General features: G+C 51.8%; 23 protein-coding genes. 6 read left to right on the top strand and 17 right to left on the bottom strand.

The genetic code is table 11. The features are described 5' to 3' along the window. Positions 1–107: 107 nt before the first annotated feature. On the bottom strand, positions 108–290 hold the full coding sequence (locus tag EDM59_RS13910) for a hypothetical protein (protein WP_122924156.1): 183 nt from the start codon (positions 288–290) through the stop codon (positions 108–110). 191 nt (positions 291–481) lie between these two features. Here EDM59_RS13910 and EDM59_RS13905 point away from each other — a divergent pair, with 191 nt between their 5' ends. From EDM59_RS13905 to helD, 3 genes are all read left to right on the top strand, one after another. Beyond that, positions 482–856 (top strand): DUF423 domain-containing protein, encoded by a 375-nt coding sequence (locus tag EDM59_RS13905; protein ID WP_092266371.1) that lies wholly within the window; start codon positions 482–484, stop codon positions 854–856. 131 nt (positions 857–987) lie between these two features. Then, entirely contained in the window at positions 988–1,605 is a 618-nt protein-coding gene (locus EDM59_RS13900; RefSeq protein WP_122924155.1) for a DUF6143 family protein, read from the top strand. A gap of 331 nt (positions 1,606–1,936) precedes the next feature. Beyond that, complete coding sequence (gene helD / locus EDM59_RS13895; RefSeq protein ID WP_122924154.1) at positions 1,937–4,291, top strand: RNA polymerase recycling motor HelD; 2,355 nt, start codon at positions 1,937–1,939, stop codon at positions 4,289–4,291. A gap of 32 nt (positions 4,292–4,323) precedes the next feature. Here the strand turns inward: helD and EDM59_RS13890 are convergent, their stop codons facing one another. Continuing rightward, entirely contained in the window at positions 4,324–4,704 is a 381-nt protein-coding gene (locus EDM59_RS13890; protein ID WP_122924153.1) for a DoxX family protein, read from the bottom strand. 81 nt (positions 4,705–4,785) lie between these two features. Further along, positions 4,786–5,592 carry an aspartate dehydrogenase gene (nadX, locus tag EDM59_RS13885; RefSeq protein ID WP_122924152.1) on the bottom strand — a complete coding sequence of 269 codons (807 nt, stop codon included), beginning with the start codon at positions 5,590–5,592 and terminating at the stop codon, positions 4,786–4,788. 116 nt (positions 5,593–5,708) lie between these two features. Between nadX and EDM59_RS13880 the strand changes: the two genes are divergently transcribed. Next, entirely contained in the window at positions 5,709–6,044 is a 336-nt protein-coding gene (locus EDM59_RS13880) for a 2Fe-2S iron-sulfur cluster-binding protein (protein WP_122924151.1), read from the top strand. 147 nt (positions 6,045–6,191) lie between these two features. On the opposite strand, the gene EDM59_RS13875 is transcribed toward EDM59_RS13880, so the two are convergent. The 10 genes from EDM59_RS13875 to EDM59_RS13830 all read right to left on the bottom strand — a co-directional run bounded on the left by EDM59_RS13875 (position 6,192) and on the right by EDM59_RS13830 (position 13,839). Beyond that, the gene (locus tag EDM59_RS13875; RefSeq protein WP_092266377.1) at positions 6,192–6,491 is read right to left on the bottom strand and encodes a hypothetical protein; all 300 of its coding nucleotides are present in this window, start codon (positions 6,489–6,491) and stop codon (positions 6,192–6,194) included. A gap of 50 nt (positions 6,492–6,541) precedes the next feature. Then, the gene (locus EDM59_RS13870; RefSeq protein WP_122924150.1) at positions 6,542–6,829 is read right to left on the bottom strand and encodes a 2Fe-2S iron-sulfur cluster-binding protein; all 288 of its coding nucleotides are present in this window, start codon (positions 6,827–6,829) and stop codon (positions 6,542–6,544) included. A 43-nt stretch (positions 6,830–6,872) separates the two neighbouring features. Then, complete coding sequence (locus EDM59_RS13865) at positions 6,873–7,550, bottom strand: GntR family transcriptional regulator (protein WP_122924149.1); 678 nt, start codon at positions 7,548–7,550, stop codon at positions 6,873–6,875. Positions 7,551–7,637: 87 nt separating this feature from the next. Continuing rightward, positions 7,638–8,168 carry a chromate transporter gene (locus EDM59_RS13860; protein WP_122924148.1) on the bottom strand — a complete coding sequence of 177 codons (531 nt, stop codon included), beginning with the start codon at positions 8,166–8,168 and terminating at the stop codon, positions 7,638–7,640. Beyond that, on the bottom strand, positions 8,165–8,755 hold the full coding sequence (locus EDM59_RS13855) for a chromate transporter (protein WP_092266381.1): 591 nt from the start codon (positions 8,753–8,755) through the stop codon (positions 8,165–8,167). Before EDM59_RS13855 ends, EDM59_RS13860 begins: the two co-directional genes overlap by 4 nt. 50 nt (positions 8,756–8,805) lie before the next feature. Next, positions 8,806–9,279 carry a GlcG/HbpS family heme-binding protein gene (locus EDM59_RS13850; protein ID WP_092266382.1) on the bottom strand — a complete coding sequence of 158 codons (474 nt, stop codon included), beginning with the start codon at positions 9,277–9,279 and terminating at the stop codon, positions 8,806–8,808. A 30-nt stretch (positions 9,280–9,309) separates the two neighbouring features. Beyond that, positions 9,310–10,776 (bottom strand): aldehyde dehydrogenase family protein, encoded by a 1,467-nt coding sequence (locus EDM59_RS13845; protein ID WP_122924147.1) that lies wholly within the window; start codon positions 10,774–10,776, stop codon positions 9,310–9,312. A gap of 96 nt (positions 10,777–10,872) precedes the next feature. Next, on the bottom strand, positions 10,873–11,583 hold the full coding sequence (locus tag EDM59_RS13840) for an iron-containing redox enzyme family protein (protein ID WP_122924146.1): 711 nt from the start codon (positions 11,581–11,583) through the stop codon (positions 10,873–10,875). A gap of 113 nt (positions 11,584–11,696) precedes the next feature. After that, complete coding sequence (locus EDM59_RS13835; RefSeq protein ID WP_122924145.1) at positions 11,697–13,115, bottom strand: hypothetical protein; 1,419 nt, start codon at positions 13,113–13,115, stop codon at positions 11,697–11,699. Beyond that, positions 13,093–13,839 (bottom strand): creatininase family protein, encoded by a 747-nt coding sequence (locus EDM59_RS13830; RefSeq protein ID WP_122924837.1) that lies wholly within the window; start codon positions 13,837–13,839, stop codon positions 13,093–13,095. Before EDM59_RS13830 ends, EDM59_RS13835 begins: the two co-directional genes overlap by 23 nt. A 143-nt stretch (positions 13,840–13,982) precedes the next feature. Here EDM59_RS13830 and yyaC point away from each other — a divergent pair, with 143 nt between their 5' ends. Then, positions 13,983–14,624: a spore protease YyaC gene (gene yyaC / locus EDM59_RS13825; RefSeq protein WP_246011102.1), complete on the top strand. Its 642-nt coding sequence runs from the start codon at positions 13,983–13,985 to the stop codon at positions 14,622–14,624. On the opposite strand, the gene EDM59_RS13820 is transcribed toward yyaC, so the two are convergent. The 4 genes from EDM59_RS13820 to EDM59_RS13805 all read right to left on the bottom strand — a co-directional run bounded on the left by EDM59_RS13820 (position 14,566) and on the right by EDM59_RS13805 (position 19,478). Continuing rightward, a complete protein-coding gene (locus EDM59_RS13820; RefSeq protein ID WP_122924143.1) occupies positions 14,566–16,020 on the bottom strand; it encodes a hypothetical protein in 1,455 nt (484 codons plus the stop codon). The genes yyaC and EDM59_RS13820 overlap by 59 nt on opposite strands. Before the next feature lie 215 nt (positions 16,021–16,235). Further along, positions 16,236–17,477: an MDR family MFS transporter gene (locus EDM59_RS13815; protein WP_122924142.1), complete on the bottom strand. Its 1,242-nt coding sequence runs from the start codon at positions 17,475–17,477 to the stop codon at positions 16,236–16,238. Then, on the bottom strand, positions 17,478–18,392 hold the full coding sequence (locus EDM59_RS13810; RefSeq protein WP_122924141.1) for an ArsR/SmtB family transcription factor: 915 nt from the start codon (positions 18,390–18,392) through the stop codon (positions 17,478–17,480). Between the two features lie 219 nt (positions 18,393–18,611). After that, entirely contained in the window at positions 18,612–19,478 is an 867-nt protein-coding gene (locus EDM59_RS13805; RefSeq protein WP_122924140.1) for a LysR family transcriptional regulator, read from the bottom strand. A gap of 111 nt (positions 19,479–19,589) precedes the next feature. On the opposite strand from EDM59_RS13805, the gene dapA reads away from it, so the two are divergent. Continuing rightward, positions 19,590–20,480 (top strand): 4-hydroxy-tetrahydrodipicolinate synthase, encoded by an 891-nt coding sequence (dapA, locus tag EDM59_RS13800; RefSeq protein ID WP_122924139.1) that lies wholly within the window; start codon positions 19,590–19,592, stop codon positions 20,478–20,480. The last annotated feature ends 9 nt before the right edge of the window (positions 20,481–20,489 follow it).

Raw genomic sequence — 20,489 nt, 5'->3', positions numbered from 1 at the left:
CCAAGCTTTGTAGCGGAGCCTTAGTTGCACTTATACTGGCTAAGAAAAAGGCATCTCCCGCAAAAAGGAGACGCCTCTTGATTTGCATTACGCTGGGACGCCGCGCATTACTTCTGGAACCAATCGCGTACACCTGCATAAATAAGAGCACCCGAAAAGACCAGCATTGCGATCAGGCCAATCCCATCAACCAACGGATTCAGTCCGTTCAGGAAGGTACCATCGAGTGGGGTTTTCAACAAAGCGTAGCCACCAACCAGACCGCCAGCAAGAGAGAGCCATTTGTTCATCTTATCTATTCACCTCCCGAAACAGCGGCGGTTTACGTTGCCACTGCGTATTACACTTTATGTCGGGAGTTGACAAGCGGTCTGTACGGTAGTCCAAAACACTGTTCATCAAATTGCAATTGGGCAATGTGCGTCCCTATACTGTAAAATAGTCACGATGACGATGATAGGACGTGAGGAGTGAAACACGCATGAAACTGTTTCTGTTGCTAGGCAGTATCAGCGGATTTTTGTCTGTTGCCTTTGGTGCCTTTGGAGCCCATGCCCTAAAAGAAAAACTGGACGAGTACTCCCTCGGCATTTTCCATACCGGGGTCACCTACCAAACGACACACGCTCTGGCACTGGTGCTGGTCGCCTTATTGCTCAAATGGTATCCGGGTGCCGCAGGACTTTCTTGGGCAGGCTGGTGCTTCTTCGTAGGAACGATCGTCTTTTCCGGCAGTCTTTACGCCTTGGCGCTGTCGGGTGTCAAAGTCCTGGGAGCGATCACCCCGATTGGCGGTGTTCTGTTTCTCATCGGCTGGGCATTGCTCGCCATCCACGCCTGGAAGGTCGTATCCTAAGCGAAGCGACTTCTTTGCAAAAGCGTCCAACGGCTGCGTCTCGCAGCCGTTCGGGCGTTTTTTGCTTTCCGCACCTCGTTTGGGCGAGCGCCATATGCTGTAGGGTTACTACACCCAAAGGAGAGGAACCGATGGCAAAGTCCTCGTTCAACCAATCCCCCTATTACTACGGCGTGCCAGATGTCTACATGCAAATGGGCTACTATCCCTTTCCTACCCCACCCATTTCAGATCAGACCCCCAAGCAACTTCATGTTCCCTACCCCATGTCGATGGCCGCTCACTGTAAATATTTTCTTGGCCAAACGGAAAAAATAACCGCTGGTGGAGAAATTCAAGGATTTGGGGCCCTGTCCAATCCCTTCCGTTCTGGCGTGATTCTCTTTGTTCATAGCTGGCAGCTGACCAATTACTCCGAGCACCCCGCCGAAGTCCAAATCTGGTTCGGGAAAACCGAGTCCATCACGGGGGCCAAAACCTCCACGGCCGTTAGTGCGAGCTATGCCCAACTCAGCGCCTGTCCACCCCCTCAAGGAAAAATACGGTTCGCTACAGGAGACAGCGTTCTGCCACGCGGGGGAGCAGCAGTCACGACCCGGATGGTTCCACCCACGAGCACCATCGAAGCCAAGCTAAACGGACAGTGGATGCTTGGCCCCGGGATGACAATGATGGCCGCAATTCCTGCAGAAGGGAACAGCGCCACCATTCTCTTTTCCACGAGCTGGTGGGAGCAGTCTGTTTATTGAAGGAGGAGCGACCGCGTTTTAGCGGAAAGATTTACCGAAGGAATGCCAGAAGCGGACGCTGAGGCACTTCGTCATGCGCTCCGGAATTGATAAACGTAAACGCTCATCAATTCCTATACGTAAAAAAAGCGGAGTGCCTGCGCACCCCGCTACCGTTGTCGTAAAAGTGATATACATGTTGAAACACCAAGTCCCCTATGCTACAATGGGAATTGGTCTTTTGATGCAGATTTAATATATTGATTATTTTTACCCAATATTATCTTATCACATCACCGGGGTAGTTGTCAAACCCCTCAGACCAAAAATGGGCAAGAAAAGGAGCGGTATCATGAACGAAGCTGACCAAGACAGACAAAAGGAAGAACAGCGGGTCGTGCAGGTCATCTCCGAGATCAATCGACAGATCGACAGCCTGCAGGAGCATGTCACCGAAGTCAGTGCTGACATCGTTGGAATCCGCAAGCATTTTTGGGACGATGTCACTGTCAACTTCGAGGATGCCAGTGAAGCAGCCGAAACCTATGCCAGCATCAAGCAGCAAGCAGAGGTGCTTTCCGAGAGAGAACGTGTCCATCGCCACGCGATACATCAACTGCGTACTCTTCGGAGGCTGGTTCAATCTCCGTATTTCGGCCGAATTGACTTTCGGGAGGAAACCGAGTCTGTGGCAGAACCCGTTTATTTGGGAATTGCCTCCTTACTCGATAAGAACGAGGAGCAGTTTCTGGTCTATGACTGGCGCGCCCCGATCTCAAGTCTCTACTACGACTACGCTCCAGGACCTGCCACATACGAGACCCCGAGCGGCACGGTCACGGGTGAAATTACTTGCAAGCGCCAGTACGTCATCCGCGACGGACAGCTGCTCCATCTGTTTGATACGGGTGTGACCATCGGGGATGAGCTGCTGCAGGAAGTGCTGGGCAAGCAGGCTGACTCGCAAATGAAGAGTATCGTGGCGACGATCCAGCGCGATCAAAACCGCATCATTCGCAACGACAAGAGCCGTCTCGTCATCGTTTCCGGAGCAGCTGGCAGCGGCAAAACGTCGGCCGCCCTTCAGCGGATCGCCTACTTGCTGTACCGTTACCGGAAAACGCTGCGTGCCGAGCAAATCGTATTGTTCTCCCCCAATTCGTTGTTCAACAGCTACGTCTCCACCGTGCTGCCTGAGCTGGGAGAAGAAAACATGCAGCAGACGACCTTTCAAGAATACGCAGAGCATCGTCTCGGCGCGATCTTTCAGCTGGAGCACCCACTCACCCAGATGGAATACGTGTTGACGGCCATGGAAGAGCCCGGCTACCCCGAAAGGATCGCTGGCATCCGGATGAAAACATCTCCGCGATTCATGCAGGTGATCGATGACTACGCGACCGCTCTCAAAGAAAGCGGAATTTTGTTCCGCCCGCTAAAATTTCGCGACCGCACCCTCATCAGCGCCAATCGTATCAGCGATCACTTTTATTCCCTGGATCCCTCGATCTCGATTCCCAATCGGATGACACTGGTAGGCAGATGGCTGCTCGGCGAACTGAAGAAGCACGAGCGCGTAGAACGCAGCAAGCCGTGGGTGGAAGATGAGCTGGAGCTCTTGGACAAAGACGCTTTTGCCGCTGTCTATCAGGAGCTGCGCCGGAAAAACCAGTTCCGGGAAGATACGTTCAACGACTTCGATCGCGAGCAGGAGCTCTTAGCGGCGAAAATCGTAAAAAAACAGTTTCAGCCGCTGCGCACGTGGGTGCGTGAGCTGCAATTCATTGATTCGACAGCAACGTATCGTCAGCTCTTCACGGATTCTCCCCTGACCATGTCCATTTTTGGGGCAGACGAGCGGCCCTCCCAATGGTCCGAAATCTGTGCCCAAACCTTAGCGCGACTGGATCAAAACGAGCTGACCTATGAGGATACGCCGCCGTTTTTGTATTTGCAGGAAAAGCTGGAGGGCTTTCAAACCAACAACATCGTCCGCCATGTATTCATCGACGAAGCCCAGGATTACTCGCCATTCCAATTTGCTCTGCTGCAACGACTGTTCCCTCGCGCCAAAATGACAGTTCTGGGAGACTGGAATCAGGCGATCTACGCCCATGCCTACGAGAGCTCAAGCTTTGAGGCAGTCGCCTCGCTGTATGAGCCGGAGCAGACGGAAACGTTTGTCCTGACCAAAAGCTACCGTTCCACAGAGCCGATTGTCACCTTTACCCGCCAGCTAGTGAAGGACGGGGACCGGATCGAGCCCTTCCGTCGCATCGGGCGAAAGCCAAGCGTGACCGCCGTACAGGATCGTGAAGCACTCGCAGAACAAATCGCCGGGCGAATTGCAGAGCTAAAAGCAGAAGGCCATCAAGCCATTGCGGTCATCACCAAGACAGCGCAAGAGGCTCAGGAGGCTTATGAAAATCTGCGCGACAAGCTGGATATCCGCATGATCGGTACACGCGCGATTTCCTATGAGACCGAGGTCTTGATCATCCCGTCGTACTTGGCAAAAGGGGTGGAGTTTGACGCGGTTCTCCTCTACGATGCTTCAGCAGAGCGTTACAGCCGCGAGAGTGAACGAAAGCTGTTTTATACAGCCTGCACACGTGCTATGCATGAGCTGCATCTGTACAGCATCGGCAATGTGAGTCCTTTTCTCGATTCTGTCTCTGCCGATAGCTACGACTTTCTCTCCTCATGATCCATGGAAAAAGAGACCAGGCAAAACGCATCTCACATGCGTTCAACCCGGTCTCTTTTCTGTTTTTTCACCCCTACGCATACGGTGACCGCGAGCAGGATGAGATTGAATTCGTAGCCGTTCTGCCCGCCGCTACCCAGAAAACCATGCTTCCACTTCACTGTCGCGATCGCACCCGCCATTATGACTGCCAGCCCCCAGGCCGCGACTCGTACTCCTACTCCCAGGATTAGCGCCAGACCTCCGATGACCTCGATAGCCATCACCGGATATGCCAGCCAAGTCGGCAATCCGAGGTCGCCGAACGAAGACATGACCACCGCCATTCCTTTCTGCAGCTTGGAGACTCCGTGCACGAGAAAAATGATGCCTGTCACGATTCGCAGCGCTACAAACGCCTTTTCTTCCGCCATCTTTGTCCCCCTCCTCCCCACTACCATATGCCGGGAGAAGGACAAACATTTCCAATGGCTGCGTGTGCGAATTCGTCGCCTTTACACGCCAATGACGAAGTGAGACGCCCGATCACGCAGCGTTTTCAAGACGCTCATGGCGACAATATACCCGGTTTTCGGATTGCGCGCGGACGGTGTATTTTGAATTTGCAGCTTGATTTGCCCAAACTTTCCTCTGGCTTCAATCTCATGCGTGTTGTGTGTGATATGCGGGTCGACGAACACCTTTACTTTCGTTTGGTCAAATCCGACTCCAGCCAGACTCAGAGCAGCGGACACGTTTACACTCTCGGGAAACAGCCTTGCCGAATCTCTCGCCACTCCTTCAAAAGCGCAGTACGGCTCTGTCAAGTCAGCCAAGGAAACCTGCTGCTCAATCATCGTGCCATACCATGCTTTCGGAGGCTTGCGTGTAACGAGGGTGACTTCCTCCATCGGCCCCAGACTTCCTGCAGCAATCCGGTCCAAACCTCCGATGGCTGCAGACGGAATGATGATCTTGCGTCCGCACTCCGCCGCTTTTTGCATGAGACGTGTATGCAGCTCTTCGTCCGCAAAGGCACCTACGCTGACAATAATCAGATCGGCTCCATGCTCCAGAACCTTTTCCCCATACAGCCTTACCGCTTGATGCCCGGCGCTCTCCACGACAATAGCAAAATCATTTTCAAAAAAGTCCGACTCATTCTCCGTCATCAACGCCGCAATGTCCTCTGGCACCTGATACTTGGATCGATCGCGGACCAGAATGGACGTGACCTGTATCTTTCCCTCTTTGCCCTGCCTGATTGCTTGTACGACATCTTCCCCGATGGTTCCGTAGCCAATAACTCCAATCTGAATCATAAGTCCTCCTGTAAACATGTGATTTCCCTCTATCATAGCAAAAATATTGCATTTGGTATACCATAAACCAAATCTCTGTGATATACTTGTTTTATAACGACGAGGGAGGGAATCTTGTGCCATCTATTACTTTTCATACGTCAGGAAAGACCATCGAAGTGGAGAAAGACGCAAATCTTCTCAGGACTTCCATTCGGTACGAAGGGGCCGTTCCATTCAAATGCGGTGGCGGACTATGCGGAACCTGTCGCGTACAGATCGTGGATGGACAGGAAAACCTCAGCAAGGTCATGAAAAAAGAAATAGACCGCCTCGGCAATGACAAGATCGGGCAAGGCTTCCGGCTGGCGTGCCAAACCTTCGTAACGGGAGATGTGACCGTTTCCTGGGGAGAAGAAGATGTAGAGCGTCTCAACAAAATCGCCCAAAGGCGCATCAACGCCGCTCAATAGCAAAATTTACGAAAAGACATGCATTCGCAGGGAGCGTGAGAAACGTTTCCGGGATGCATTTTTTCGTTTCCTACCCGCTCCCCCACCCTTCGTACAAAGAAAAAAGGAACCGGCTCCTTCGCCCGCTCCTCGCTTTTCCCCGCCCGATTAATGGACCTTCACAATCTTGCTGTCGTCGTCCAAATCCAGCTCGTAAATCTCTTTTTCGATTTCTGTCGTTGTCTCAAACTTCGGGAACACCTTGATCGGAATGCTGTTGTCCGGGAACACTTCCGAAACACCTTGAATCACAATTCTTGTAATTGGGTTTTTAATTTTGCAGATGGAGAATGTCGTCTTTTTCTTGCCGAAGAAATAGTATTCGTATGCAGAGACTACTTCCAGATCCGGATTTTCGGTAACTGTCTTGTACCGTTCGGTTGTAGATACCATAATATATTCGCTCATCTTCAAACCCTCCATTTGTAAGAATGTGATAATAGAAATTTCTAGAGCTCCTACGTTTCCTGACAGATCTCGATGTCTTCGTGAATGTAGAGCTGGCACGCCAATCGATAACCCTGGGTGATTTTTTCCCCGAGCATCTTGTTTTCCTTCCAGTTTGGCTCAGGAAGACTCTCCCCGCCTGCCAATACCTTGACCGTGCATTTCGTACATTTGCCCATACCACATCCATACTTCAGATGAGGGAATTTTTTAATTCCTGCCAAAACGACCAAGTTGCTGTTCGCACCGATTTCTTGTTCATATACTTGACCGTTTTGATGTAATTTTACGTTTGGCATTGAAACACCTCCATCTGCAGTAAGAATGTGGGACGGCCTGCTGCTATTGCTTGTCGAGCGCTTCCAAATATGCTCTTTTGGAGTTCTCCAAATGAATTTTGGTTAAGCTCTCAACCAGCTCTGCTTGACCGTTGTATACCGCCATGGCAATCTCCCGATGCTCCTCCATGGCTTTGCGCTGCCTGCCCGGAAGCTCATAGCCCACATGCACAAACGCTCGGATATAATCGGACAGACCATCCAGCATTTGCGTCAGTCTTGGGCTTTGAGCCGCCCGGAAAATGACGTCGTTGATATCGAAGTGGAAATTTTTATATTCCTGGTTCACTTCCGGCTTGGAAAACTCAGCGTCGATCTCATCGATAATGCGCTTGAGCTCCTCACGAGCCTCTGGCGTTGCCTTTTGGGCTGCCATTTTCATCGCCAAGCTTTCCAGGGAGCCGAGAATTGTGAAAATTTCCACGACTTCCTCCGGAGATAGCTGGGAGACGACGACTCCTTTGCGCGGCAATGTTTTTACGAAGCCTTGGGATTCCAGACGGAACAGTGCTTCACGAATCGGGGTGCGGCTGACATTTAGCTGATCCGCCAGCTCTCTTTCAATAATTCGTTCCCCTGATTTATAGACGCCTTGAACGATAGCCTGCTTGATATAATCGTATACTTTGTCCCGAATCGGGCTTAAATCCTCATCTTTCCAAATTACTGGCGTGTCTGGCATCTGGTATACCTCCGAGAGTTGTTTTCCTTAGTTTAATCGATATGATTATCGATATACAACAACCCTTTCAAAGACACACCCATTGCCCTATTGCAAAAATACGCCTCCGTAAACTAGCGCGCCCGCTACTACGATCCCTGGATGGACTTTCAGCTTTTCCAGTGTGAGGAGGCTGATTGCAGTCAGGGCTGCGGTCTGCCAGATTCCAGTGGCCTCATAAGCGCTCGCGAAGAACTGAAAGGCCAGGATTCCTAGCAAAACGGCTACAATCGGTCGCACGATTTGCGTCATCGCCGATACCTGAGGCGAGTTCTTGAAAAGATGCAGAAATTTATACAGGATGACCATCGCGATCGCAGTCGGGGCAATCGTTGCGATCAGCGCGACAATCGCTCCGGGAATTCCCGCCACCTGATAGCCGATATAGCCAGCCAGCTTGGTAGCAATCGGACTTGGAAGGGCATTGCCTAAAGCAAGCACATCCCCGAATTGTTCCAATGTCATCCAGCCGTAGTGATCGACGACTTCTGCCTGCAGCAGCGGAATAATCGGCGGCCCACCGCCATAGCCCAAGATGTTCGGGATGAAAAAGGCCCAAAATACGTGTAGCAGGATCATGCTGATATACCCCTGTCTGGCGAATCAGCCTGTTTTTTCTTCTGTTTTCTGACCAGATAGGTCGATTCGGTAAAGGCGTATGCAAGTGCGATCCCGATGAGCAGGCCAGGATTTACATTCAACAGCGCCAGCGCTACCAGAGACACGATCGTCCAGGCTATCGTCTTGCTCTTCACCCAGCTCTTCCACGACTTCAGAAAAAACTCGTACGCCATGACTGCCATCATGACTCCGATCACAGGCTGCACACCATGCGTCATGCCTCCAACGATGCCTGAGTCCTTCAGCTTGTAAATGAGTCCCAGCAGCAGTATCATCGCGACGAGCACCGGTATTACCATCGCCACGATCGCTACCGCTGCGCCTGCCGCACCCTTTACCTTATAGCCGATATACCCTGCCATTTTCGTCGCAATCGGTCCCGGCAGAGCATTTCCCATCGCCAACACGTCCGTGAATTCTTCGTCCGTCATCCAGCCGTATTTCTGGACGGCCTCGGCGTGAACGAGGGGGATCATCGTAGGACCTCCACCGTAGCCCAGGATGCCGATTCGGAAAAATCCGAGGAACAGATTCCAGAGCACCATCGCCCCTCTTCACCTCCCTTTTTACATGGCATGATCGGGCTGCCTATATCCTACTTCTTGATGTCTGCTTGCGTCATCACTTCGTACTCAGCACCCAAATACTCCTGCAGAGCTTTCAGCGCTGCCGTGCCTACTGCCGTATCTTGCTCCCCATTTCCTCCGCTGACGCCGACTCCACCGATGACGGCTCCGTTCACGACGATCGGGAAGCCGCCTACGAAAATGGCAAACTTACCTGGCAGCATCACGTGGATACCGAATGCTTCTCCCGTTGTCGTCGCGGGTCCGCCCGGTTGGTTGAACAGATGGGTGGAGCGTTTGTGACCGCTCGCGGTAAATGCTTTGGCAATGGCAATTTCCGGTCCTGTGATGCGTCCTCCGTTCATACGCTCCAGCGCGATCACGTACCCGCCATCGTCCACGATGCAGATCGACTCGAGAGCGTTGACCTCTTCTGCCGCCTTTTTTGCCGCTTCGATCATCACTTTTGCTTCGTCTAGTTCCAGCTTCATAACCGATTTCATCGTTGGCATTGCCTCCTATTCTCTCATCTCTTACATGCCGTGATAGACACTCTTGATCTGCGTGTAGAATTCCAACGCTCCCCTGCCCGATTCGCGGTAGGTTGCCGTGCTGGACATTTTGACGCCGCCAAAAGGCACATGCGGTGCATTACCGGTTGTCGGACGATTGACTTTGACGACACCGGACTGGATGTTGTTTACAAAATGCTGAATCTTCGCTGAATCCTGCGTGCAAATCGCCGCCGACAAGCCGTATTCGACGTCGCTTGCCACCTTCATTGCCTCTTCAAACGAACCGACACGGATGACGGAAATAACAGGTCCGAATATTTCTTCCTGCGCGATTCGCATGGAAGGAGTCACATTCGTGAAAATGGCAGGTCGGACAAAATAGCCCTCCTCATATTCACTGCCTGTCAGCTGCTCTCCACCGTAGGCGAGAGAAGCTCCTTCTGCTTTGCCGATTTCGATATAGGCAAGCACGTTTTTCAGCTGACTGGCATTGGCTAGCGGCCCAATCTCCACGCCCGACGTGCTTCCATTTCCAATATTCAGCTTCTTCGTTTTTTCGATCAGCGCCTGAACGAAACGGTCATGCACGGATTCCATCACGATGACACGACTGGTGCCTGTGCAAGCCTGGCCTGTCAGCTCAAAGCCGCCTTTGATCGCAAGCTCAGCTGCATACTCCGGATCCGCATCCTCCATGACCAGCAGAGGATTTTTCCCTCCGAGCTCGAGCTGTACGCGCGTGGACAAACGTACGGAGCGTTGAATAGCCACACCTGCACTGGTTGAACCCGTAAAGGTAACCGCTTTGACTGCTGGATGCGTGACGAGTGCATTTCCTGTTTGAGAGGCTGAGCCAGTGATGAAATTGATCACACCTGCCGGAAGTCCAGCTTCATGCAGCGCCTGGACAAGTCGCAGGGCAATGAGCGGCGTATCCGAAGCCGGCTTGAAAACTACCGTGTTCCCAGTCACCAGCGCAGGGGCGATTTTCCGAACCGGAATGGAGATCGGGAAGTTCCACGGAGTGATGACAGTGACGACGCCAAGCGGCTCCTTTTTCGTGTAGATGGAGATCGTCGGGTCCTCGGAAGGGAGCGTTTCCCCGGCAATATTCATTCCTTCGAAGGCGTAATAGCGCAAGGTTTGAGCGGATCGCTTCACTTCCATCTTGCTGCTCGCGAGTGTCTTCCCCTCTTCCCTGGTCAACTCCTCCGCGTACTGATCCAGCTTGGCTTCCAGCAAATCTGCTGCCTTGTACAAGATCTCTGCACGTTTCGTAGGGGACACGCTGCGCCAGGTTTGAAAAGCCCGCTCGGCCGCTTCCATCGCCTGATTCACATCTGCTTCGACCGAAGCTTGGAACCGTCCGACGACGTCGCTTTCCTTTGCCGGATTTTTGCTCTCAAAGGTGGCGTTGCTAAGCGAGTCTACCCATTCGCCGTTGATCAGGTTTTTAAAGGTTTGTACGGTGGTTTCAATCGCCATGTCGTTCCCCTTTCATTCCTATCGTTGGGGTTTTATTTAAAGAGATACCCGAGAAGATAGTCGTTCTCGGGTATGTTGGATGCTATGGAAGACAGACTATTCTAAACAAAATTCACGAGAGATAGCCGCGATGTACATTCTGCGCATTTTGGTGGCTTCCTTCACGATTTCGATGCAGCGTTGTTGATCTTCCGGCGTTCTTGCATATTCCAGAACGATTTGATAGCCGCGCTCGCCGTGGATCTCATCGGACACGATGTGCAGATCGAAGAATTCCACTTCTTCGTCCGTAAAGCCGTATTTCTCGCGGAGAACCGGAGTCTGTCTGCGGTAAATCGCAGGTACTTGAGATTCGAGACCAACGACCAGAGCAGCTGTCGCGAACAGGAAGTTTTCTTTGAACGCCATGCGGTAGCACCAGGATTGCAGGCCAATCGTTTCCGGAAGCAGATGATCCATCGATTCTACACGCTCACGAGTCGTTCCGCAGGCTTCCCCAAAGCGGATCAAGAGGTCGGTGTGGCGATCTCCCCCGAGCTCTTCCTCCCACATGTTTTGGAGCAGGAAGTCTCTTGCGTCCTCATGCGGGCAGTTCGCGTAGATGTAAGCGAGGTATTCAGCGAATGGGCCAACGTAAGCGTAGTGCTGTTCCACCCAAGCGGCAAAGTGTTCTTTTTTCAATTCTCCGTTTGCCCACATCGTCGTGAAAGGTGCTTTCGCAACCGCATTCCCTTCAATCGCTTGCTCCAGTGCATAACGGAACTCTTCTTTGTTCATCAAAGCTGGTTTTGTCATTGTTTCTGCCATCTAAAAGCACTCCTCTCAATTTGGAAAAAGTAGGGTGATCAGATTCAGTTGTATTTTGTATATTGTATACCAAACTTCTTATGAACCAATTATTGCGTACCTGGGCTCGTCTGTCAACAAACTTTTTTCAGAATAATTAGTAAGAACATCGACATGACCAGGTAAGCCAGAGTAAAAGGCGCATTCCAGTTGGAAATTCGTATAGAGCTTTGCTTCGTCAAATTGGCCATCATCCCAGCCGTGGCATTGTACGGCCCCATCAGAAAGGCAGTAGCGGCTCCTGTCAGCATCGCAATCGCTGTCAGCTCCGGGGAGATGCCCAAAGCGTGAGGATTGAGCGACTCCGCCGTCAGCGCCAAGCCTACAGCCGGATGCAGCCCGACAAAGGCAAGCCCGAGTGGAATCAGAGGAATCAGCAGCAGAAACAGATCCGCTCCCACCAGATTCTCTCCTGCCATGATCCAGCCATTGAGGACATGCCCTGCCCCGGAGGTCTGGATCGCGGAAATCATGAAGCCCGCGCTCAGGAACACAATGAACTGCTCCTTCATTTTCATCAGCTGTGCAGGGAGCAGCGTCTTGCTTCTCTGCAAAAACAACCCGCCTGTACCGATCATGGCCGACCACAGGAGCGCGAACGGAATGACGGCTACCGATACCAGCAATAAAAAGCTGTAGGACGTATACCTTTCGAGCAAAGCGATCAGACCCGTAAAGAGGAGAATCGCCAGCAGAATATGAACGGGATGGCTTGGCTTGCGTACTTGCTGCTTTTGCTCCTCCACAACTTGTCGCGTTGCCGCCATTTCACGGATCACTACCGAATCCAGCTGCTTTCTTCTTCGTTTGGCGATCCATTGTCCCATGAGCCCATCCAAGAGCAGACCGAATAGACTGAACGGAATCATGATGGGTAAAATCGCACTCCAGCGCACCCCTGTCATCTCCACAATAATCCCTACGATCGGAGCGACCGGCGTCCAAACGATCGGCATGCTGTACCCATGGGTGATCGCCCGGCTGATGAAGCGTTCCTTTTGCTCAATTGGAAATAATTCCAGAGATGGCCGTATGGTTTGATACACCATGGGCAAGGTCGCGATATTCATAAAGGAACTCAAAATATACGAGAGACTGGCGGTCATCGAATACAGCAAGCCAGACCGCTTGATCGTCCGCTGGATCATCTGCTGAATCCTGCTGGCGTAGTTCCCGAGCTCAATCGGCAGCGCAATAAAGGGAATCAGGGCAAAGAGACTCAAGATGTTCAGCATGTTGCCAAAGCCCGTGACGAACTGTGTCCACGCAGCACCACTTGCCAGCAGCAGGCTCCCTCCAATCAGCAGGAACAAGGCACTGAGCCCCTGTACAAAGCGCGGCACAAAGGGAAACACCATCAAGATAATGAGAATGCTCAGTACGGAAATGACCCCATGCAGGAATGGTAAGGGATAGAAGGCGGACAGCAAATAAGCAGCAATGGCAGAAAGAAAGACGTACGGCCTTCCTTTAGATAAGTTCTTTGACAGCATGAGCCAGTCTCTCCAGAGCGGTCTCCACGATTTCCTGCCCGATTTCATAGCTTGCCTTTGTCGCGTCCCCTATGCATCCGTTGCGCGTCATTTCTTCATAATAGTAGAAGCCTTGCAGTGGATTTCCCGGACGCAGTTTCTTCCATCTGCCTTCCTGATAGTCTGCCGCCTCGAGCCGATCCTGCCGGACGATATGCGGGGCCAGATACAAGGCTTCGGATACCTCGCGATCACAGCTGTGGCCATACAGCTTGGACTCCAGACGCCGATCCATGACATCCTTGGCAGAGGCCGTCGTCTTGGCATAGTAGATGCGGACATCTAGCTCCCGGGTCAGCGTCTCCGTAGCCACTCCGAGTGTCGCCTGGTTTCCTCCATGGGCGTTCAAGATCAGAAACTGATCAATACCATGCTGTTTTAACGATTTGATCATATCGCGCAAAATTGCAATCACCGTTGTCGGCTCCAGAGAGATCGTCCCGGGAAAATGAAGGTGGTGGGGTGACACTCCCATGTTGATCGTAGGGGTCAGGAGGGCTTCTGGATACAGCTTCTCCACCAGTCGTTTTCCCATCTCTTCAGCCAAAACGGCATCGCAGCTTTCCGCCATATGTGGCCCGTGCTGTTCATGTGCGCCCAGAGGAATCACCGCTATTTTCACGGTACGCAGCGCTTCTTTCACTTCTGGCCATGTCATTTGTGTTAACAGAAATGCCTTAGTCATCCTCATTCACACATCCTCTCCATAATGGTATATTGTATACCGTAACTATTTATAAAAATGACAAACACTTTTAACTTTTTCTGTATTTCTTGATTCCATCGCCATGGTTTACAATTAAGTAAGGAAGAAAGCAGGTGAATCGCATGCTGCATTATTGCCACTACCTAGATAAAAAATCAGTGGCTTCTTTATCTGACGCCTTAATCCAACATTACGTAAACAATCCCGGGTATACCGAGATCGTGATCGTCTGCATTGGTACCAATCGCTATTCCGGTGATTCCTTAGGACCGATGGTTGGCAGTCAGCTTCTCCAACAGCTGAAGGGACAGCGGCACGTTCATATTTACGGAACGCTGGACAATCCCGTGCACGCCCTCAATATGCAAAAGACGCTTTCCCACATCTCCCAGAAGCATACGCGTGCCTACGTGATCGCCGTTGATGCCTGCCTCGGGCAATTTTACAAAATCGGTACGCTCCAGGTCGTGGAAGAGCCTTTGCAGCCAGGAGTCAGCCTCGATAAGCAGCTGCCTCCCATCGGCCATATTCATCTCAAAGGAATCATTAACAACTACGGACCGCTAAATCACAAAGTGCTGGAGCACACGAGTCTCACCTTTGTGCAGGAAATGTCCGGAGTCGTTACCCGGATCCTGGCAAGAGCCGTCCAAGAAATCCTTCCCAAGCTTGCTTCTGAGCCGCCTCTGGACGATAGCCCTGCAGCTACCAGAGAAAGAGAGCCGCGATTGTGGCAATCGATAATCCCAAGACGACAGGGATAAAGTTTTTCCGTGCCAGATCAATGACGGATACTCCGGCAAAGCCGGCTACTGCAACCAGGGAAGACCATGCGATCAAGGTTCCGCCTCCGGACCAGACCGAGCCCATTTGCCCGATCGCTGCCAGCGTAGAAGGATCGATGCCCACAGTCGGACCCAGTGCACCAGAGAGCGAGCCTGTCAACGGAAGTCCGGAGAATCCCGATCCTTCCAATCCCGCGATGATCCCGATAATCAGGATGCCAAATGAAGTCAGGAACCCGTTTGCCGGAATCGCGTATTGGACGGACATGACCAAATCATACAAAATCGCGGGGGCAGGAACCGACTCACCTAGCGAGAGGATGCTCTTCGAAAAATCTGCATTTCCCAGGAAGAAAAATCCTGCGATTGGAATCACTGGCCCCATGGCTTTAAAGGCAAACACAAAGCCTTCCGTCAGATGGTCACTGATCTTATCCAACGCAGCAATCTTCGAAAATACCGTACAGGACAGAATCAATAGGATCACAGCTACCCCACCGATGAAAGCTGCCCCGTCCCCCCCTTCGAAGCCCCCCATACTCGATCCGAATTTACTCGCTGCCATCACAATCATGACACCCAGCATGGACAGAGGGACCAGAACCGCGAAAATCTTCGACCATTTCAGAATATTTGGCGGGAGGGTTTCTACTGCCGCCGCAGCCTGCGCAAATTCTGGCGTTTCTTCCGCTGATCGAAACTCTACGACTTGGTTTTGTACGAGGGGTGCGTCAGCCCTGCGGATAGCCTTGCGGTGCATGAGGTAGGCGACGGCAATAGACACGCCGCCTGTAATTAGCGACAGTACCATCGCTTTGTCTGCGACCATTCCTGTTTCTACTCCTGCTCCTTTTGCGCTTAGCATCGGAGCTACTTGCATGATGTAGTCGGAGGATAGCGCCATCCCTTGACCCGCCAGTGCGACTGCCATCGCAGCAGCCATCGGAGGGAGACCGACACGAATCGCTGCAGGAAAAAGCAATGCGCCGATAAGCGGCACAGCAGGAGTGGGCCAGAAAAACAAGGAGATCACATACGTAACGATAGCAAGCACAAAAAACGCCACATGTCCGTTGATCATCAGCTTCTGGATCGGGCGAATCATTCTGCGGTCTGCTCCAATATCCCGCAGCGACGCCAATAACGCCACCATGAAGGTAATGATCAAAAAGATTGTAAACAGTTCTTTTGCTGCCGTAAGATTGGCGTTGTACACGGCTTGGAAGCCACTGATCACATCCCCTTTGAAAATCCAGCCTACCAAAAACGTACCGATTAAAGATGGAATGACAACACCGCGCCGGAACAACATGACAATAATGACAGCGACTGTAACAATTGCATACACAACATGTGACATAGTGATCATCTGCATCCCCCCTGCACCATTAGATTAGGTCTGTCCAAAAAAATTGTAGCACAATATGCGCGCGAAAAATAGGTGTTTGGCTTATTGTATACAATTATTTTCTGAAAATATGGTTTATTCGGGATTTCTCAGGTTTTCTCAAGGTTTTATGTAGAAAATCCTTCCAGGAGGGAGGCTGTTTTTGCCGTTCTAGGGCTGTTTTACGAGCGATTCCAGCCCTCTTATCCTTGTTTTTCCATAGAATTGCCGTATATGGTATACAATTTTTTCCTTTCGTAAATGACGCTGCCTAGCTTGTAAAACACCAGGCTGAACAGGGCAATGCCAGCCATAACCAGAAACATCGCAGGTCCTCCGTAAGCGGACAGGATCATTCCCCCTACCCATGGACCGAGGAAGCTCCCCAGCTCACTGAAGCTCTGCGCGCCGTAGTAGGTTCCGCGCATATTGGCCGGACTGATCTGATCGATCTGGGCGTACTCCGCGGGCACGATTAAAATCTCCCCGATCGTAAACACGACCATGGCAGCCACCATGAAGGTCCACCCTGTCAAAAAGGCAAAGCCCATTTCCCCGGCAACCATCAGCAGCGCTCCGCCTGCAATTCTCGCAAACAGCGTATACCTCTCTACCAATCTCGTCAGTGGAATCTGCAGAAGCAATACGGTAAACCCGTTTGCACTCATCATCATGCCAAAAAGAGCTACGCCTTCTACTACATGCTCCCGCAAATATTGCGACAGCGTAACCGACATTTGTCCGTGAACCGTGACCAGCAGAATGCCGCCAAAGACAAAAGCCAATAGAGCCGTATCCCGGCTGAGCACCTTCCACATTTGCCGAAGCCCCGGCTTCTCTTCCGCTGCTTCCCCCTGCCCATCTCCTACCGCGTACCGCTTGCAGGCGACGCCTAATAGAATGGCAAACAGCACATAGGAAAGGGCGGTCATCAGAAAAGCTGTACCGCTGCCGGCAATCCCGAGAAACGCCCCGAGCATCGGTCCAATCGCGACACCCAGGTTATTCGCCAAATATCGGTTGGAAAAGACCCGAAACCTCTGGTCTGCTGGCGTCAAATCCCCCATCATCGCTTTGGACACCGTCCCGTAGAACGATCCCGCCAGCCCTTTTACGAGACTGACCACCAGCAGAGCGAGGGGATGACTGACGACTACGAATGCGGCAAAAGCAGCTGCCATGACCAGCATCGAGAGAATCATCAGCTTCCGTCTGCCAAACAGGTCAGACAAGATCCCCCCGAGAAAACCGCCGACGGTGCCTGCCAGTGGTCCAGCTCCCGCAATCATCCCGATGTACGCGGGTCCAAGCGTCGTCGTTTCACTCAAATAAATCGCTAGAAACGGCATGCTCATCGCCTGGGTGAGACCGACAAACACGGTCCCTGCCATCAGCAGATGAACGACTGGATGATACGCATGCCAATACTTCCGCAGTTGGTTCATTTAGGCTTCGTCCCCTTTTCCCAGAAAAGCATGCAGCAAGCTTGGAAGCTGATCGATAAACGATTCTCGCAGGCTGTAGTAGGAGATCGTCGTGCTTCCGGTGTAATGAGCGCGGATCAGGCCCGCTCTGCGCAAGGCAGTCACATGATGGTGCACCGTGCTTTTCGCAAGCCCTATTTGCTGGGTCAGCTCCGTCAACGTGCTTGGTCTCTCTGCCACGATACGCAAAAGTCCTAGCCGCTTTTCATCCGACAAGCACTGGGTGATCGGCAGTAATTTTTGCAGGACGGCTGTGGAATCGTCTACCGGATACAAGCACGTCGCCATCCCCCGGTAGAAATCCAAGACAGACAGCGGAGCGCAATGGAATTGAGGAATCAAGACCACCTGCTGCAAATCCGCCGTCGGCTCCAGCCAGATGCCGTTCGTTACCTGATCGATCAGCTCCATGGGGGACTTTTGCCCGAGCTGTTCCGTCAGCTGGCGTGTGCTTTCCTCCAGCCTCTCCAAAATGCTAGCCTCTACCTTGGAGAAATAATGCTCGTTCCAGCGCGTGAGCAAATACAAGCTATGGTCCCGGATCTCCCCCAAATTCAAGGGAATCGAATCGACCCACGGTGCCATGCGCTCATAGATTTCTCCTGGAGGCACCTGCGCTAGCCAATCGAGAAATTGCTCGACGGAACCTTTCTGCGGCGACTGTGCGACCAGAAGCACCAAGCGATGCAGCACTTCCCATCGTTCGTCCTCCAGCTCCTTTGCGAAATCAGGCGGCAGCAGCCTTGCCGTTTTTTCCTTCCACTCGCTGTCGAGCTGATAATGCTTTCTCTCCTTTTCCTGCAGATACGCATACAGGCTCACGATACATTCATAGGCCGTTGACCATTCGATTTTTATTGAATACATTTTATCCATTCGATCACCATCGAACATTTTTGTTTTATATTACCATGAGCTTTTCATTTCGTATAGAGACTTTTGCGCAGCGACATTAAAAAACTTGGCTCCGCCAAACCTTTTGGCAGAGCCTTAACTGGCCGAGAATCTTGCAAAATCTTGCCGTACAAAAAAGCCAGCCGAACATCTCTGTGACCGACTGGCCTGTCTTCTTGATCAAAATAGTATTTCCTTTCGCTAATGCAGCAGCTCGATAAAATCCTGCAAGGAATGAGACATCCACTTCTTCGGGCGCATCACGATTTGCAGGTCCAAGCGAATGTCGGGATGCTGAAAGGGAAGGGCCGCCAGCTCTCCGCGTTGAATCTCCTCGTTTGCTGCCATGAGCGGAAGCAGTGCAATACCGGAGCCTGTGATCAGACAGCGCTTGATCGCTTCCGGATTGCCCAGCTCAAGTCCCACGCGGTAAGGTACCTTCTGTTCCTGCAGTACCCGCTCCAGCATGATCCGATAGTTGCAGCTTGCTTCCGTCATGATCCACTCGATGTCGCTCAAATGGTCCAGGGTGATCGTCCCAAAAGCAGCTAACGGATGATCGGGACTCGCCAAGAGCACAAGCGGCTCCTCCCTGATCTTCACCCATTCGAGTGTCGGGTCGGAGGGCTTGCTCTCGAGCAGAAGCCCGATGTCATAATCCCCTTCTCTCACCTTCTCGACGATGGCGGTCTCCCGGTCGGGCTGCAGTCTGATTGTCAATGTCGGATACTTTTGCCGCAGATGCTGGATCATGGCGGGGAGGTAGTAGGAAGCCAGCGAATCGATGGTTCCGATCGTCAGCGTTCCTCCCCCCTGCAAAGTCAGCGTTTCCTTGGATTGCTGATACAAATTCAGCATCTGAACGGCGATTTTCAGCAGCTCTTCCCCCGCGGAGGTAAGGCGCAGGCTTTTTCCGTACCGCTCAAACAGCTTGACGCCGTACGACTGCTCGAGCTTCTGGATTTGCATCGTCACACTGGATTGGGCATAGCCCAGCTCGCCAGCTGCTTTTGTAAAGCTCTGATGATAGGCAACCTCGCGAAATGTCTGAAAATAAGTGAGATCCATATCGTCACCACTTCAAAATTATTGATATTACCTATCACTTATTATAGATAACGCTGATAACGAATGCTATGGTAAAGTACTTACATCAAGAATAACGGGGAGGAACACACATTGTTACAAGCACGCGATTTGCATGGCATTTATGCACCCGTCATCACGCCCTTTTTGCCAAATGAAGAGCTGGATCTGAACTCTTACCGCAAGCATGTTCAGGAGCTTTTACAACATAACATTCAAGGCATCATCGTAAACGGAACGACTGGCGAATCTCCGACCGTATCCTGGGAAGAAGTTGTCCAGCTTTTCCAAGCGACCAAAGAGGTTGTACAAGAAAGCGGCAAGCAGCTTCCTCTTATCATCGGTACGGGTACCAACAGCACGGTTTCGACCGTAAAGCGGACTGAGCTTGCGGGCGAGCTGGGAGCCGATGCCGTCCTCATCGTCACACCGTACTACAACCGCCCACCTCATGCAGGTGTCATCGAACATTATCGTCGGGCATCTCAAGTAGGCGTTCCAGTCATCGCCTACGAAGTCCCTCATCGTACAGGTCTACGCTTGAGTGCGGATACGGTAAAAGCCGTCCTGGATCTAGATGGCGTGATCGGAATCAAAGACAGCACAGGCAATCTCGACCTCCTTCACGAGCTTACCAAAGGAGATACGAAACCAGTCCTGTGCGGGGATGATGTCCTGTTCCTGTCCATGATGCAGCACGGAGCAACAGGTGGTATTCTCGCTTCTTCCATGATTCAAACTGAAAAATTCGTGGAAGTGTATGAGCTTGCCAAGCAAGGTGATTTTGCTCAGGCGCAAACGAAGTTCGATTCCCTCGTACCGATGATTCAAAAGCTTTTCCAAGAGTCGAATCCAGCACCGATCAAGTGGATTTTGACCCAGCAAGGCATTTTGTCTTCGGATACCCTGCGCCTGCCAATGAGCCCAATCAGCCAAGGCTTGCAGCAGGAATTGATCGAGCTGTTCCCTGCATTAGCGCGATAAAGCTGAGTC

Origin of the sequence: Brevibacillus nitrificans, assembly GCF_003710965.1 — a bacterium.
Classification (GTDB): domain Bacteria; phylum Bacillota; class Bacilli; order Brevibacillales; family Brevibacillaceae; genus Brevibacillus; species Brevibacillus centrosporus.
The sequence above is the reverse complement of the archived record's forward strand: the minus strand, read 5'-3'. Positions and strand labels throughout refer to the sequence as shown.

Bases quoted from the DNA above. Each gene is read 5' to 3' on its own strand.
- EDM59_RS13815 (WP_122924142.1), bottom strand. From the start codon at position 17,477: ATGAACCAACTGCGGAAGTATTGGCATGCGTATCATCCAGTCGTTCAT.
- EDM59_RS13835 (WP_122924145.1), bottom strand. From the start codon at position 13,115: ATGCTGTCAAAGAACTTATCTAAAGGAAGGCCGTACGTCTTTCTTTCT.
- nadX (WP_122924152.1), bottom strand. From the start codon at position 5,592: ATGATTCAGATTGGAGTTATTGGCTACGGAACCATCGGGGAAGATGTC.
- EDM59_RS13810 (WP_122924141.1), bottom strand. From the start codon at position 18,392: ATGGATAAAATGTATTCAATAAAAATCGAATGGTCAACGGCCTATGAA.
- EDM59_RS13875 (WP_092266377.1), bottom strand. From the start codon at position 6,491: ATGAGCGAATATATTATGGTATCTACAACCGAACGGTACAAGACAGTT.
- EDM59_RS13850 (WP_092266382.1), bottom strand. From the start codon at position 9,279: ATGAAATCGGTTATGAAGCTGGAACTAGACGAAGCAAAAGTGATGATC.
- EDM59_RS13890 (WP_122924153.1), bottom strand. From the start codon at position 4,704: ATGGCGGAAGAAAAGGCGTTTGTAGCGCTGCGAATCGTGACAGGCATC.
- EDM59_RS13900 (WP_122924155.1), top strand. From the start codon at position 988: ATGGCAAAGTCCTCGTTCAACCAATCCCCCTATTACTACGGCGTGCCA.
- EDM59_RS13805 (WP_122924140.1), bottom strand. From the start codon at position 19,478: ATGGATCTCACTTATTTTCAGACATTTCGCGAGGTTGCCTATCATCAG.
- EDM59_RS13865 (WP_122924149.1), bottom strand. From the start codon at position 7,550: ATGCCAGACACGCCAGTAATTTGGAAAGATGAGGATTTAAGCCCGATT.
- EDM59_RS13910 (WP_122924156.1), bottom strand. From the start codon at position 290: ATGAACAAATGGCTCTCTCTTGCTGGCGGTCTGGTTGGTGGCTACGCT.
- EDM59_RS13870 (WP_122924150.1), bottom strand. From the start codon at position 6,829: ATGCCAAACGTAAAATTACATCAAAACGGTCAAGTATATGAACAAGAA.
- EDM59_RS13905 (WP_092266371.1), top strand. From the start codon at position 482: ATGAAACTGTTTCTGTTGCTAGGCAGTATCAGCGGATTTTTGTCTGTT.
- helD (WP_122924154.1), top strand. From the start codon at position 1,937: ATGAACGAAGCTGACCAAGACAGACAAAAGGAAGAACAGCGGGTCGTG.
- EDM59_RS13840 (WP_122924146.1), bottom strand. From the start codon at position 11,583: ATGGCAGAAACAATGACAAAACCAGCTTTGATGAACAAAGAAGAGTTC.
- yyaC (WP_246011102.1), top strand. From the start codon at position 13,983: ATGCTGCATTATTGCCACTACCTAGATAAAAAATCAGTGGCTTCTTTA.
- EDM59_RS13845 (WP_122924147.1), bottom strand. From the start codon at position 10,776: ATGGCGATTGAAACCACCGTACAAACCTTTAAAAACCTGATCAACGGC.
- EDM59_RS13860 (WP_122924148.1), bottom strand. From the start codon at position 8,168: ATGATCCTGCTACACGTATTTTGGGCCTTTTTCATCCCGAACATCTTG.
- EDM59_RS13830 (WP_122924837.1), bottom strand. From the start codon at position 13,839: ATGACTAAGGCATTTCTGTTAACACAAATGACATGGCCAGAAGTGAAA.
- EDM59_RS13855 (WP_092266381.1), bottom strand. From the start codon at position 8,755: ATGGTGCTCTGGAATCTGTTCCTCGGATTTTTCCGAATCGGCATCCTG.
- EDM59_RS13820 (WP_122924143.1), bottom strand. From the start codon at position 16,020: ATGCAGATGATCACTATGTCACATGTTGTGTATGCAATTGTTACAGTC.